Origin of the sequence: Paenibacillus sp. RC334, from assembly GCF_030034735.1 — a bacterium.
GTDB lineage: Bacteria > Bacillota > Bacilli > Paenibacillales > Paenibacillaceae > Paenibacillus > Paenibacillus terrae_A.
The window spans coordinates 2,594,571-2,609,101 of sequence record NZ_CP125370.1 but is presented as its reverse complement, the minus strand read 5'-3'; the positions used below and the strand labels follow the sequence as shown (position 1 = coordinate 2,609,101).

Sequence of the window (14,531 nt, the reverse complement as noted above, 5' to 3'; positions counted from 1 at the left end):
TCCAAATCATTTTATATGTCTATATTTACTTATTATAACATATCTATTATATACCTTTAATGTTAATGAAATCAAATTCATTCATTCTTTATCAACAGGATGTTTGATTCGATCCTTATATTCATCAAAATATATACTTCCATTAGAACTGATTACAGCATAATTGATGTTTTCAATCGAAAGCCCCTTCTTTTTTATCTGGGAATGTAGCCACTCTGTTGTAATGTCATTGTCCTTCAAATTAGCTTCAATAATGCTCCCATCCATAATCAATTCAATAGGAAAAATATGCTCGGAACGATCGTCCAAATGCAAATCTTTTCTGGTTACAGGTTTACTTTCCCACTTGGGTAATACGGAAATGGCTCCATTCATTTCGAGTACGGCATAGTGAACGTCTTGAATATTAAAAATATTTTTACTTCTTAGCTCCTGATTCAGTGTATCCAGTGTAATCTTAAGCTTTCTCATATTGCTCTCCAAAATTTTTTCCTTCCTGAATCAACACGGTTGGTTTTCCCGAAAGCCAGTCCCTCAGTTTCCGGTTCTTCATGGCAAAAAACATCAGCAAGTAAGAAATTCCGGTAAATACAAGCAGGGATGTTAGTAAAATCCTTATACTTATTGTGTTATTAAAGGCAAGATTCGCGGTAATGGCCCCCAATGTAATGGCAGCCACAAAATCATGGTAGGTCATTTGCGCAATAGTCGATTTGCCCAATATACGTGCTATAAGCATCATTAGGGTAAATGCGGATATTGACCTTAACAGGGTTTCCCATAGTTCCATATATCAAGACCTCAGTTCTCATTGTTTTAATATAGCTTTTCCAATTCCACTTTTCTCATTACATTCATTTTCGATCAGCAATAAAACAGGAAAATCGAGTATGTAAAAAGGATGAATCGACAAGGCATTCATCCTTTTATTTCTCCATTCAGAGCTACAGTCACCGAAGTAATTCCTCGCTCATGAATTTTTTGCTTTTTTAGAGTCTATTTTTTTAGCCTTATCCTCATTCTTATTTTTATCTTTATCCTTATTTTTATCTTTGCTTGGAACTGTAGCCTTTCTCTTTTCATTGGCCAGTCGCCAATAGCTTAAAACTTTGCGGTACATCGACTTATCCTTTAATTGATTAAAAATATACGGATCAGGCTTCGTATTCACCTCAATAATCCATGGGGTAAAGGTGCGCTCCATTCCAATGTCCACTCCAATTTGACGGAAATTCGGATATGTTTTTTGCAGTTGTGTGGCAATGGTAATGCCCAGGGCATTCAGCTTCTTTATCAGCTCAGCCTGCTTGCTTTGAGATAAATGGGTCTTTAGCAGCTCTGCCAGTGCCATCGGCTTACCGCCGCTATGATAATTGGTTACAATTTTACGAGGATGACCTAGCCGGCCAATAATTCCGGTAGATTCCCATGGACCTTTTGCATTGCGCTGCACCATGACCCGGATATCAAAATAACGCTTCTGATGGCGCAGTAAATGGATTCCCTTTTGAATGAGATAGCTTTTCTTCCCCGTTTTCTTCGACAGGCTGGTATATAGTGCCTCTACATTTTTGAACTCCAAACGCTTTTCCTCATGTTGATAGGCAAAACGCTGACCTTCCTGCTCTACTCTCATTACACCTTTACCGAATGTACCTCGGTCGGGTTTTACATAGACCATACCGTACTTCTCCAGCATTGACTTCAAATTGGCTTTGGTATATCTCCGGGTATCCGGCACAAACGGCTTGATGCCACGATGCGGGAGCAGCAATTTGGTCTTATGCCACTTGCTGCGCAAAGCCTGTGCTTGTGAAGATTTCACTTGCTCCTCTCCTCTCTAATCTCAGGGTAGAACGCTCCTGTTAAAAAAAGATCAATCCATCGTATGCACCAACTCCCCATCCGAAAGCTACATCAGCCCTGTGCTGCTTAGAAATAGACGACTGGCCTTGCCCGGTCGAAGTTGCCTGTCCAGGCATACGATAATGTAAGACGCCAGACGCGTACATTTGCATATATAGGGAGTGAATAGCATGTCAGCGCAATCAGATGGGCCACGGAAGGGTTCCCTTACAATCGATGTTCTGATTCCTGCAATTGATAAAGATATTGCCACATTACCGCTGGTGATAGACAGTCTGCGCCGTCACGTACAGCACCGAATTGGAACGATTTATATCGTTTCACCGCAAAGCACTGGAATTCGTCGACTGTGTGCCAGCAAAAGCTGTACATTTGTAGACGAAAAAGACGGTGCTGCCCATAACAAAAAAACATATTCGTTACGGTACAGCGCGCTGGGACCGCTCAGGCTGGCTATATCAGCAATTGCTCAAAATGAACGGTGATAAAATTAGTAAAGCTCCTTTCTTTCTCGTCATTGATGCGGATACGATTTTGATTCGTCCACATGTGTTTCGGAAGGACGGCAAAACGATATTTTACTATCGGAGCTGGAGCCAGCCTGAGTATTTCCGCACCTACCGCAAGCTGATGGGCGTGAAGGCTCCCTCGCCGAAGTCCTTTGTTACTCACTATATGCTGTTTGAAAAAGCGCAGCTCACCCGCCTCAAGCAGGTTATTGAGGCCCGTCATGGAAAACCTTGGTATAACGCGATTATCCAAAGTATAGACCGGAAAAAGCAGTTTGGTTTTTCCGAATATGAGACGTATGCCAACGATCTGTACAGCAAGCAGCCCTCTCGGATGATTTTGCGCAAGTCACTTAATAAAGCGCTTCATAGTCGGGCTTCTTCCCTCTCGCAAAAACAATTGGATGCCTTCGCTAAAAGCCATCGTTCTTTATCCTTTCATCAACGTAAGGTATATCAGATCGTTAAAAAGCAACAAAATTCCGCAAAATGATTCGTTTCACAATGAATCTGTATCAAAGGAGGAAGTGCCTGTGCACATCGTATTGTTATGCGGTGGTGCTGGAAAACGGCTGTGGCCATTGTCCAACGATATCCGCTCGAAGCTGTTTCTCCGACTGCTGCCTGCCCCTGACGGGCAACAGGAATCTATGCTTAGTCGGGTGGTTCGACAGCTTACTATAGCCGGACTGGATTCCTCTGCCCTGCTGCTGGCTCATCGGAGCCAGGTAAATTTAGCATTTCGCCATACGGAAGGTCGTCTGCCCGTTCTAGGCGAACCGGCCAAACGGGGAACCTTCACCGCAGCTGCACTGGCAGCTGCTCATTTTCACGCCAGAGGCGTAGGACTGGACGAAATTGTTTGTATCGCTCCAGCGGATATGTTTGCGGGGGAGGATTTCTTCCACAGTGTATCGGCACTCTCCAGTCTGTTGCTGGATAGTGGAGCCGATCTGGCCATGCTTGGGACAAGGCCCACTCATCCCTCCGACCAATACGGCTATATCGTTCCAGATCAGGGAGGGATAAGGAAAGGGAACATCTCCTATGCGTCAGTTGCCCGCTTCACAGAAAAGCCGGATCGCCTGGGGGCGCAACAGCTTATCAGCCAGGGTGCGCTCTGGAACTGCGGCATTTACGCTTTTAAGCTGCGGTATATGCTGGCCTGCATGGAGCGTAGTGATTTGCCGCTGAACGACAAGGCATTATGCGCGATGTATGACTGCCTCCCTGTTCGCAGCTTCGACGAGGAGATTGCGGAGCGTGCCAAACGTGCTGTCGTCCTACCCTACGAGGGTGAATGGCGTGACATCGGCAGCTGGCAAGCATTAACGGAGCAGCTCGGCAACCGAGTGATTGGACGCGGACAGATCAGTGGCCCCGCTCATGGTACGCATATCGTCAATGAGCTGCCCTATCCACTTCATGTCATTGGCGTGGAGGATATTATTGCTGCTGCCAGCCCCGACGGCATCCTCATTGCCGCCAAGAGTCATGCCCACGCGATCAAGGAGAAGCTGGGGACTCTTCCGCTACGCCCTATGCATGGTGAAACCGCTTGGGGCAGCTACCGGGTGCTGGACGAATTTGATCATCGGAGTTTGAACGATATTCTTGCCATACGCTTGACAGTTCTGCCAGATCATCGCTTAAACGGCCATTGTCATGGCAGTGGGCTGAAAGTTTGGACGATCGTTTCTGGCCGGGGTGAGGTCATGCTGAACGGAGAACGCTTTACGGCGGCAAGCGGTTCAGTCTTTCGTATTCCGGTTGATATGTATCACACGATCCGTGCCGATCTGGATAAACCATTGGAGCTGATCGAGGTTCGTCTGGGGGAAAGCTTGGTCACCGCCTTCTATAAATCCGAATCCTGACGCATAGATATGTCACATGAATGGCAAATAAAAAAATCGCTTTTGAGTATGGGAAAGGAGAATCCCTTGCTTCAGAAGCGATTTTTATTTTGTAATACATTTTCATTAATACACGCCCTAGGTAACAGCTCTAACCTTGGCAGATAAATATACCTCGTTGGCCTTGATCATCCCGGCTTCTCTTAAAAAATGCCGCACGATCTCCAACTGATACTTGATACGTACATTCTTGGGCAAACTCCAGCCTGTTTCTACGGTGACCGCGCGTGCGCCCAGGATACGGGCTGCCGCCGTACGGGAGGAACCTGGAAGCTCATGCAGCCGAAGGTTAAAATGTCGGTCTTTATTCTTGATGGAACGGTTCATTCGTTTTATAGTTCGACGCACCGCAGGGACTGCCGGATTGTCCTTATTGGAAATTAGCGTTTGACCCAGCACCTTGGCATCCTTTTGTGACAATCCGTTGGCTTCATGCAGGTCAAGATACCACTCGGGTTGATGCCTTTGTGTTAATTGGAATACCGCAGCGGAAAGTGGATTGGATGCCGCCTGCTTTTTTGTGCGTGGAAAGGTTCGGTTGAGATCAGGTACGCCCCTGATTCGTTTGCGGTAAGCCGCCTGGTTCACGATCGGTACGATAATCAGCTTGCCTTGGCTAATTTGCAGCTTCTGCTGCTTCAACAGCTCCACCAGCTTCTCAGCCGCGCGGATGCTTGCGATTTCCTTGCCGTGGATGCCCGCGACCACCATCACATGCGGACCGCCCTGTTCCCCAGTGGCTATATAATAAGGAGTCGCCCAAGAATAACCCTTTCCAAGCATAAGCTTTGTTACCTTCATTCCCTTCACCTCCGTCTAGGCTCAGGCTTTCGATGCCCTTTTCCCCTCTGCCTGTCGGCGGATAATTTCACGGTATAGATTCTCATATTTATCGGTCATCTGTTTGTTGGTAAATCTTTGCGTCACATACAGGCGAAGCTTGGCTGGTGGTGGGTAGTTTTTTTGCTGCACCTTTCGCGCCATTTGCTCAATCGACTTGCAAATAAGCTGTGGAAAGCCTGAGAGCACCTCGGGAACCGAGCCATTTTTCAGAGCCAGTACGGGTGTTCCAGAAGCCATCGCCTCCACCATCACAAGTCCGAATGGCTCTTCCCACAAGGTCGGAAACAACAGACATTCCGCGTATTTGAGCAATTCCTGCTTTTGTTTGCCTCCCACGGCTCCCACATAGCGGATATTGGGATTACGCTGAATTCGTTTCTGAATCTCCTGACGAAAAAATACCGGAGCTTTGATAGGGCCGGCAATGAGCAGTCTTTTTCCTGTTCGTTCTGCAACCTGAATAGCTTGCAATACGCCTTTATTACGTATAATCCTGCCCATGAACAGCAAATAGCCGCGCTTCTCGCTGCTGAACTCGTATTCATGTGTGTTGATACCATTATAGACATAAAATCCTTTGCCCCCGCCCATAAGCTGGCGTGCCCGTTTACTGACAAATACCGGGTTTTTACCGTGTCTCTTCACGGGAAGATGAACTGTGCATACCGATGGACAAGGCAGTTGCCTGCGTCCCAGAGCAGAGCGAAAGGTATGATCGTGAATGATTTGTGTGCCAGTAGGCATGTGCTGAAGGACGTACTGATGGATCTGCTCGTGCTTTAATCCCTTGGGATAAGCAATCAGCCTTGCACTGCTCCTGCTGCCGCGGGCGGCAAACAAAGATACATGATGTCCTCGTCTTACCAGTTCCTCCGTTAATTCATACACGACCTTTTCCGTTCCACCCTTGATGGAGGGTACCGGCTGTGCATTGGGATAGTTGGAGATGATCTGAACAATGGTTAGAGGTCGGCCTTTGGGCATTTTAATCTGCTTTGAAGCCATATGAATTCCCCTTCCTGAACAGAAATACGGTGTGATCTTCACGGTATGAACGGGAACCTTAGCTTACTCCCGTACAAGTTATAAACTGTAGTATATATGTATGTATATTTTTCGTGATTGCTTGTGCGAATCATCTTTAGGTCATTTTTTGTCATAGGTACCCAGTGATAAGGAGGAACTGCATATTTTGTCAATCCAAAATTAAGGTGAAAATTCTCATCGTTTTCTAATAATAGGGGGAAAAGCATTGAGGTTACAGGACTGTAACCTTGAGTGGTAAATTCAGGATATTTTATTTGTGTTATTGTCATCTCAAGACATCACAGCAAGATACAAAATACGAAATAATGGAGGAATGTTATATGACACACACTTCAAAAAAACTATGGATGGGCATTTGCTTTACGATGACTTTGGCATTCGGCGCCGGGAGTTTCGTTGTTGGACCTGACACCACACATGCCGCTTCTGTGAGCAAAGCTGATCAGATTATTTCCACTGGTTCACAGTTTATGGGTGTACGCTATCAGCATGGAGCACCAGCAGGGAACACAAGCTCTTTTGATTGCTCTTCATTTACTCAATATGTTTTTGGACAAAACGCTATCAATCTGCCGCGCTCTTCCAGACAGCAATCGACCGTCGGCACTTTTGTACCACGTAGTCAGCTGCAAAAAAGGCGATCTGGTCTTTTTCTATGCGCCAATTCACCATGTAGCGATTTATATGGGGGACGGCAAAATTTTACACACATTCGGTAAAGGCGGCGTAACGATTACGGACCTTAATTCAGGCTGGTGGAATTCCCATTACACTACAGCACGTCGTGTCCTCTAGGACAAATGTAGATGCATTCTCAATCATCTGTAATCCCTTACAAAATATCAACAAATAAGGGCTGTTCCGCGAGTAGATATGTCTACTGGATGGACAGCCCTTCCTGTTATATTCGAGGCAGTGTGACGGTCACCTCCGTTCCTTCTCCTTCCACGCTTTCCATACCTATTGTCCCCTGATGGATGTCTGTAATAGCCTTGGCAATCGGCAGCCCAAGCCCGGTTCCTCCGGTTTTACGATGTCGAGAGCTGTCTACCCGATAAAATCGTTCAAAGACTCGCTTGACCTCGCCCACTGGTATCCCGATTCCATAATCCTTGACCCGGATGTACACATCCTTTTCATCTGTAGACAGCAATATTTCGATTGGAGCCGAGCTATACTTTAAAGCATTATCAAGCAAGATAACTAGTAGCTGGTTGATTTTTGCAAGGTTGGCATCAAGCCAGATTTCTTTTTCATCTGTAAAAATAGTTATTTGACGATCATGTACAGGCTTGAAATGCGCTATTACCTGTTGACAGCAACCGATCAGCTCTATCCGTTCATACGGCTCGGGTTCTTTTTGCTGTGAGGAAGCCAAAGTCAGTAATTGCTGTGTCATCGTTCGCATGCGCTGAGTTTCTTCATAGATGGATTCAATGGATTCCTTATAGATGTCCTCGTCACGCGTGCCCCACCGCCGCAGCATGTTAGCATAGCCCTCAATGATCATTAATGTCGTATTCAGCTCATGCGAAGCATCTGAGACGAATTGTTGCTGGCTTTGAAAGCTCTCTTCCAATCTGTCCATCATTCGATTAAAGGTCGCGGTCATTTGAGACAATTCATCTTGATTGTGAGTGCGAGCCGGGATTTTTTTGAATTTAAGGCTTCTTTCAATTTCCTGCATTGTCTGTATACTGCTCGAAATCGGTAGCAATATCGCATTCGCTAAAATCGTGCTGCCTACCAGACTAAGCAGCATAGCGCCTGTAGTTGAGGTGACCAAAATCGTATCTAAAATATCGAGATTATTTTCAAGCGCATCCCATTTTTCTACGATCTCCAGCGTTCCCTCCTGATTGCCTTCCGGTGAAAGCACTGGGAGATGAATTACTAAAATTTTATGACCCTGTACATCTGTCAGCTGTGAGCTTTGAGAAGGGTTAAAACGTATATCGCCCAGCTTAAAGCGGGACTGACGACTTACTTCATACAGAAGACGGGATTGCTGGTCAAAAACCCTCAGGATTGTGTCTCCTGAAAGCTCATCTTTCAACTCGGGTCCCCATGCATTTTTCAGAATCATCGCGGAACCGGTTTCGGCAATGATTTCAGTCCACTTATTTTGCAGCACTTCTCTTTCATTGCGAGTGGCGATTTTGACAAATAACAGATGAACGGTGACGTCCACAAACAGGAGAATGGTCATCACCAGAACCGAGCTGAGCAGAGTAATTTTGGTCCGCAGCTTCAATGGTCTTCCTCCCTGATGCAATACCCTACGCCACGCACGGTTTTAATCAGCTTTTTTTTGTAGCCATGGTCGATTTTTTTACGAACATATCGGATATACACATCGACTACATTCGTATCGCCGACAAAATCAAACCCCCATACGTCCTGAATCATTTGATCTCGCTGCAATACTTGATTTTTGTGCTCCATGAGGTAATGAAGCAGATCAAATTCTTTGGGCGTCAGTTCGATTCGCTTTCCTTCTCGCACCACAGAACGTGTCTTGGGTTCCAGCATCAAGCTATCGACCTGAAGATACGGCGGCTTGTCCTCTTCTTGTGAAGAGGTAGCTTTGGACTCCAATTGATGTCTCATACTGGCCCGCATCCGTGCTAATAATTCCTCGATTTCAAAAGGCTTCGTAATGTAATCATTTGCACCTTCATCCAGACCAGAAACCTTATCCGTAGTTGCGTTACGTGCAGTGACCATAATTACGGGCGTATGCTTGTCCACTTTTCGAATCTGCTTTAGCACCTCGACCCCGTTGATTTCCGGCAGCATCACATCCAAAATGATGATATTCCATGTGTGTGCCAAAGCTTTTTCTAATCCTTCTTTACCCGTTTGAGCAATTTCAACTGCATATCCTTCGTGGGATAACTCCAATTGGAGTAATCTGGATATTTTCTCTTCATCATCAATGACCAGTACCGATTTTTTCACCGCAAAACCACCTGATTTCTATAGAAAAACAAATTGAGTTATGGAGAAGACATGCATTTTTTTATTTGATTTTAAGCTCTTATCCGTGCAGTCGCTCTATAAAATAACTTTGTAATTCAATTTTTTGATGTTAAGGAGAAATTTATTCATGTTAATTAATGTAGACTATGTTTTATTTCACTGGGTCAATGAACTGGCTAATATACGCTGATAAAACCAAATACAGGCCGCCATCCAGCAGCCACTCATAAAATAGCCACCCACAACGTCGCTCGGATAGTGCACGCCCAAATAAATGCGGCTTGTCCCTATCGCTATAATCAGCAGGCTACTGAGCACAATCAGAAGGATACGGCCTGGCCTGGAAGGAACATGTTTCCACACTAAAAACGTCAACGCCGCATACATACTAAAAGCGGTCATGGAATGTCCGCTCGGAAAGCTGTATCCATTCGCTTCAATAATACGGTTAATTTCGGGTCTCGCACGCTGAAATAGCCATTTTAAAACCGTATTCAGCAGCGCTGATCCCAGCACAGCAATCGCCAAAAATAGCAGTTCTCTGCGATGTCCCAATACTCTGTGCAGCACAAACATGGCGATTAAAATAATAATCACAACCGGAATTCCGCTGCCGATCATAGTGAAAAATTTCATTAGACGGGTCATGGAAGGCGACTCCAACTGTTGAATATTCGCAATAATTTTCTGGTCAAAATGCTGTACTTGATGGTCGCTAACCCATAATGCGATTAAACCGAAACCGAGCGCACATACTACACATGTAAGCAGGGCTAAGGAGATGGGTAGCTTTGTTGGTGTTTGTTTCATGTCTTGTTGGTCCTCCATGAGGTTCGTTTCGTGTCTTTACTTTACCCACATTTCTTTTATAATTTCACTAAAAGAATTAGCTTTTAGCGTAAAGCATGCTCAGCTTTTTGGCAAAAGAATGCGGAGTCAGCCTGTGATATGAAATCAACTCTCCGTTACAGTATGCCTGCCTTCTCAGCCGCTTCAATTACGTTTTGCGTGGTAATCTCCAAATAGGGGCATTGATGAGTTCGCAAGATGGTCAAGCCTTCACTAAAGCGCACCAGCCGCTGTACCCAGTTATTTGGAAAATAAAGATCAGAGTGGTCCCTATTAAGCTTGTATACATACAACTGAAAAGAATAAGGTGCGTCTTCCACATGCTGAAATCCATTTTTCAGAAAAATGTCGGGACCGGGCGCCCACGATGTATCCATGTTGGTAACCACAGCGACTCCCTTTTTACCCAACGTGACGGCATCCTCGATACAACGTCGAATGAGCTGCGAGCCTAGCCCCAAACCCGTTATGCCAATCCATACACAATGAATCACAAAATATCCGTCCGCATGAACGGCTCTCCATGCCTGTTCACCCGGCGCATACTCGATAAATCCTGCTGGCTTATTGGATTTTTGCAAACTCCTTCATAATGACTAAAATAACGCAAGCGAATTGTCCACATAAGCATAGAAAAAAGGATGCCTCTCAAGCCTTATAACGGCTCGAATGGCATCCTGTTATTTTAGGTTGGCGTAACTTCTCCAAGCTTAACCTTATCCTCTGCTTCCTCCGTTGGATAGCGTCTACGGAACCATAGCGACTGGAGCAGCAAAAAGGTACCACTTACCGTCCAGTATAACGGCATGGCAGCAGGCGCATTAAAAGAAAAAACAGCCACCATAATGGGCGAAAGATATCCCATGATCGCAAACTGCTTGCGCTGGTCAGCCGTCATTTGAAGCTGGGATAGCTTGGCCTGTGCCAAGTAAACGACTGCGACGAAGATTGCCAAAATCCAGTCCGGCTGCCCGAGTCGGAACCATAGGAACGAATGAGACGCCAATTCCGGGGTAAGCCGGATGGCTGTGTACATACCGCTCAATATGGGTAGCTGAATGAGAATAGGCAGACAGCCGATATTCAGCGGATTAAATTGATGCTCTTTGTAAAGTGACATCATCTCCTGCTGCATACTCTGCTGGCTGGCAGCATCCTTCTTATTTTCGTACTTCTTCTTAATTCGGTCTAAGTCGGGCTGCATAGCGCTCATTTTGCGCTTCATCCCCTGTTGAGCACGTGTTTGGCGCATCATAAGAGGTAGTAACGCCAGACGGACGATTAACGTCAATGACATGATCGCCAGTCCAAAGCTTCCGCCAAACCATTGCGCTAGTTGCTGAATGAGCCAGGATAACGGGAACACCACATAATGATTAAAAAATCCGGGTGTCTGTGCATTAATCTCCGCAGCATTCGCGCCGCAGCCGGAAAGTAGCATAACCACCGCCAGCGCTACCATAATTCCGAATATCCGTTCTTTTTTACCCCAAAAGGTGAATCCCTTGAATCGTTTCATATGTTCCTCCTCGTTGATTGGCTGTGCCATCGTTCAACGAGGGAGAACAATCTGACGCGTCTTCATCCGGCGCTTCCTTCCGCCGGATATGACGTGCCAGCCGGACAGGCATGTCCTGCCCGCGGGCAGTTAACGGCATCAGCGGAGAAGCATGCGACCGCACGGCCCCGCCTTCTATCCAGCACTCGGGCACATTGCCGTGCAAATGAGCGAGATATGCGTAGGTTACCGTACACAGCAAGCCGATCGTAAATAAGTAGGGGAGCAGGTCCTGAAGCTCAAACAAGGGATTCACCTCCTTCGATTCGTTGCTACGATTATAGCACGAAACTAGGCAAGCGACTATTACATTAGAAAGAGGTTCAACGGGTTGGCGTACTACTGAATTGAAGCATCCCTCTTACTCGAAAAAAACTGAAATGAAATGGATTATGAAACTTTTGGTTTTTTTACAGTCTAATCAAAGAGAAGTTTACCAAAAGCCTTACTCACCAATTAACTATTAAAGGAGCAAGCATGTATGAAAAAAACGGTACATAGCTCATTGCTAACAGGATTGGCGATAGTCAGCATCGGGCTGCCTTTGACTGGCGGTGGTTTTGCCTTAACAGCAAATGCAGAGCAATCGACAGTCTCTATGAGCAACGGGGCTTATAGTTCTCCAATCCAAGCGCCTGTGATTAAACCTTCCTGGTCTTTTCCCGTTATCCCAATCGATAGAAATCAGGTTTCGGAACAGGCGGTTGCGGTTGCGGAAAACGGTAAGGTATTCGCAGTGGATTCTAACCACAGACTAGTTGCCCTTGAAGGTACTTCGGGCCGGAAATTGTGGCAATATGGCGATCAGCTTACCCCTGTTTTGATTTATAGCAACGGCTCCATCTACGGAATGACACAAAGTGGCTCCATCTATGCCGTTACAGAATCAGGCAAGAAAGCATGGACCACTTCGTTAGGATTTACTAAGGCAGATCATATTTATAGAATCGACTCTACAGTATACATTACACAGTCGGAGCAAACGGCTGCCGTTGATGCTGCCAGCGGCAAGCTCAAATGGAAAATCAGTGAGGATAAGGACTCGTACCACGGTCTGAACGAGCTAATGGAAACTAATGGTGTCCTTATCCGCAATTATAACGTACAGGGCAGCCTAACCTATGAACAGATCAATGCATATGACGCTAAAACTGGCAAAAAGCTTTGGGAAAGCTTCAGAACATCCTTTCCACTAACCGTTAAAGACGGGGTCGTCTACTCTGTTGTCAACACGTTTATGATTGATGACGACCCGGTAAACAGAAAGATTACGATAGCACAGTATAATCTCAAGACAGGAGAATCCAAAGGAGAGCGTCAATACCGCTGGACTGACCCTGAGAATAAAGACGGTATCTTCCGATCCGGGGGCATTTATGGCTCTGCTTTTCTGGACGGCAAAGACCTTTATGTTTTTCAGGGAAAGGCACTGGCTTCCTATGACTTCTGGAACTACAAGCCAGACAGCAAACCTGCTCGCAAGTGGTCGCAAAATGGCTATGAGCAGCTTGTTCCTTTATGGTCCATTCATGAAGGTCGCATGTTCTACCAGGATTTTAGTACGGGCGGACTGATTGCCATGAAGCTGGCTTCCGGGCAATTCATCCATTATGATTACGGTGATAATCCAACCATTCAGGCTGACGTATTCGGCAAAGGGGTCTATGTTGGACAATCAGATGGCGTGTTTCATGGTTATGACCTGATGACCTTGAAACCCGTGTTTACCGTCAACATTGGATCACGCTCCTTCGGTCCAACGCTCAAATCCGGCGGAATGATATTTATTCAAAGCGGCAACCGTCTGCATGCTGTCAAGCTCCCTGCTTCTTTAAAATAATTTCAAACCTTAACGAATAGCAAGCATACGGTTCAGGGCCAGCACAGCATCCTGCCTAATCTGATCGTTAACACGAATCACACCCACAGGCTCTCCACGGTCAATCTGCTCCATCGCCCACAGCAGATGGGGAAGATCAATCCGGTTCATCGTCAGGCAGGGACACATATCGGGATTGAGCGATTCAATTTGCTGTTCGGGGTACTGCTGCCGGATACGCTGCACGAGATTCATTTCCGTGCCAACGGCCCATTTTGTCCCCGGCTCTGCCGCATGGATCGTGTCGATGATGAATTTCGTGGAGCCTGCGCAATCTGCAAGCTGAACAACCTCATAGGAGCATTCGGGGTGAACGATGACCCGGATGCTCTCGTCACGCTCACGGATACGATGGATATTTTCGACTGTAAATTTTTCATGAACAGAGCAATGCCCTTTCCATAAAATAATTTTTACTTCTGCCGGGTCACGGTCCGTCTCCAGTTGATCGGTCATTGGATTCCACACCGCCATTTCATTCAGCGGAACTCCAAGATCATAAGCTGTGTTGCGGCCCAGGTGCTGATCCGGCAAAAACAAAATGCGTTCCTTCTGCTTCAGCGCCCAGTCCAGCACTTGCTTGGCATTCGAAGAGGTCACCGTAGCCCCGCCATGTCTCCCCACAAAAGCTTTAATTTCTGCCGTGGAATTCACATAGGTCAGTGGGATGATCGTGTCGCCCACCATCTCCTGCAAATGCTTCCAGGCCCGCTCTGTCTGCTCCATATTGGCCATATCTGCCATCGAGCATCCTGCGCGCATATCCGGCAGCACGACCGTTTGCCGATCCGTAGTCAGCATATCCGCTGTTTCTGCCATAAAATGTACTCCACAAAACACAATAAATTCTGCTTCCTGATTTTGTGCCGCCATTTGGGCAAGCTGAAGGGAATCCCCTGTCATATCTGCAAACTGAATAACCTCATCCTTCTGATAGTGATGGCCCGGAATTAGCAGCTTTTGCCCCCATTTTTGCTTTAGTTGGGCAACACGCTGCTCCATATCAGCAATCGCCAGTGTCTTGTAGTACTCTGGCATGAGTCCACGATTTCCTTGTAAAACGTCAAGCATAGACATTTGAA

The 14,531-nt window shown here is 46.2% G+C and carries 12 protein-coding genes and 3 pseudogenes; 4 read left to right on the top strand and 11 right to left on the bottom strand.

The window, feature by feature from the left end:
• Nucleotides 1-81 precede the first annotated feature (81 nt).
• Together QMK20_RS12030 and QMK20_RS12025 are read right to left on the bottom strand one after the other, a co-directional pair.
• A pseudogene (locus tag QMK20_RS12030) lies at nt 82-790 on the bottom strand (DUF421 domain-containing protein).
• A 180-nt stretch (nt 791-970) separates the two neighbouring features.
• Nucleotides 971-1,825 carry a YheC/YheD family protein gene (locus QMK20_RS12025; RefSeq protein WP_283655893.1) on the bottom strand — a complete coding sequence of 285 codons (855 nt, stop codon included), beginning with the start codon at nt 1,823-1,825 and terminating at the stop codon, nt 971-973.
• A gap of 211 nt (nt 1,826-2,036) precedes the next feature.
• Between QMK20_RS12025 and QMK20_RS12020 the strand changes: the two are divergent.
• Nucleotides 2,037-2,868 (top strand): annotated as a pseudogene (locus tag QMK20_RS12020) (DUF6492 family protein).
• Nucleotides 2,869-2,908: 40 nt separating this feature from the next.
• Nucleotides 2,909-4,252: a sugar phosphate nucleotidyltransferase gene (locus tag QMK20_RS12015; protein WP_283655892.1), complete on the top strand. Its 1,344-nt coding sequence runs from the start codon at nt 2,909-2,911 to the stop codon at nt 4,250-4,252.
• Between the two features lie 117 nt (nt 4,253-4,369).
• Here the strand turns inward: QMK20_RS12015 and QMK20_RS12010 are convergent, their stop codons facing one another.
• Together QMK20_RS12010 and QMK20_RS12005 are read right to left on the bottom strand one after the other, a co-directional pair.
• Nucleotides 4,370-5,092 (bottom strand): succinylglutamate desuccinylase/aspartoacylase family protein, encoded by a 723-nt coding sequence (locus QMK20_RS12010; RefSeq protein ID WP_283655891.1) that lies wholly within the window; start codon nt 5,090-5,092, stop codon nt 4,370-4,372.
• Nucleotides 5,093-5,113: 21 nt separating this feature from the next.
• Nucleotides 5,114-6,139 (bottom strand): glycosyltransferase, encoded by a 1,026-nt coding sequence (locus QMK20_RS12005; protein WP_283655890.1) that lies wholly within the window; start codon nt 6,137-6,139, stop codon nt 5,114-5,116.
• 362 nt (nt 6,140-6,501) lie between these two features.
• Here QMK20_RS12005 and QMK20_RS12000 point away from each other — a divergent pair.
• Nucleotides 6,502-6,976, top strand: a pseudogene (locus tag QMK20_RS12000) (C40 family peptidase).
• Nucleotides 6,977-7,082: 106 nt separating this feature from the next.
• On the opposite strand, the gene QMK20_RS11995 reads toward QMK20_RS12000, so the two are convergent.
• From QMK20_RS11995 to QMK20_RS11970, 6 genes are all read right to left on the bottom strand, one after another.
• Nucleotides 7,083-8,435 carry a sensor histidine kinase gene (locus tag QMK20_RS11995; RefSeq protein ID WP_283655889.1) on the bottom strand — a complete coding sequence of 451 codons (1,353 nt, stop codon included), beginning with the start codon at nt 8,433-8,435 and terminating at the stop codon, nt 7,083-7,085.
• On the bottom strand, nt 8,432-9,142 hold the full coding sequence (locus tag QMK20_RS11990) for a response regulator transcription factor (RefSeq protein ID WP_283655888.1): 711 nt from the start codon (nt 9,140-9,142) through the stop codon (nt 8,432-8,434). Before QMK20_RS11990 ends, QMK20_RS11995 begins: the two co-directional genes overlap by 4 nt.
• Before the next feature lie 177 nt (nt 9,143-9,319).
• Entirely contained in the window at nt 9,320-9,973 is a 654-nt protein-coding gene (locus tag QMK20_RS11985) for a phosphatase PAP2 family protein (protein WP_283655887.1), read from the bottom strand.
• 155 nt (nt 9,974-10,128) lie between these two features.
• Complete coding sequence (locus tag QMK20_RS11980; RefSeq protein WP_283655886.1) at nt 10,129-10,593, bottom strand: GNAT family N-acetyltransferase; 465 nt, start codon at nt 10,591-10,593, stop codon at nt 10,129-10,131.
• Nucleotides 10,594-10,697: 104 nt separating this feature from the next.
• Nucleotides 10,698-11,531, bottom strand: coding sequence for a membrane protein insertase YidC (gene yidC / locus QMK20_RS11975; protein WP_283655885.1), 834 nt, complete (start codon nt 11,529-11,531; stop codon nt 10,698-10,700).
• Complete coding sequence (locus QMK20_RS11970) at nt 11,497-11,826, bottom strand: hypothetical protein (RefSeq protein WP_252361770.1); 330 nt, start codon at nt 11,824-11,826, stop codon at nt 11,497-11,499. The genes yidC and QMK20_RS11970 overlap by 35 nt, the downstream gene beginning before the upstream one ends.
• 225 nt (nt 11,827-12,051) lie before the next feature.
• Here QMK20_RS11970 and QMK20_RS11965 point away from each other — a divergent pair, with 225 nt between their 5' ends.
• Nucleotides 12,052-13,410: a PQQ-binding-like beta-propeller repeat protein gene (locus tag QMK20_RS11965; protein ID WP_283655884.1), complete on the top strand. Its 1,359-nt coding sequence runs from the start codon at nt 12,052-12,054 to the stop codon at nt 13,408-13,410.
• Between the two features lie 9 nt (nt 13,411-13,419).
• On the opposite strand, the gene nadA is transcribed toward QMK20_RS11965, so the two are convergent.
• Nucleotides 13,420-14,526 (bottom strand): quinolinate synthase NadA, encoded by a 1,107-nt coding sequence (nadA, locus tag QMK20_RS11960; protein WP_283655883.1) that lies wholly within the window; start codon nt 14,524-14,526, stop codon nt 13,420-13,422.
• Nucleotides 14,527-14,531: the final 5 nt, after the last annotated feature.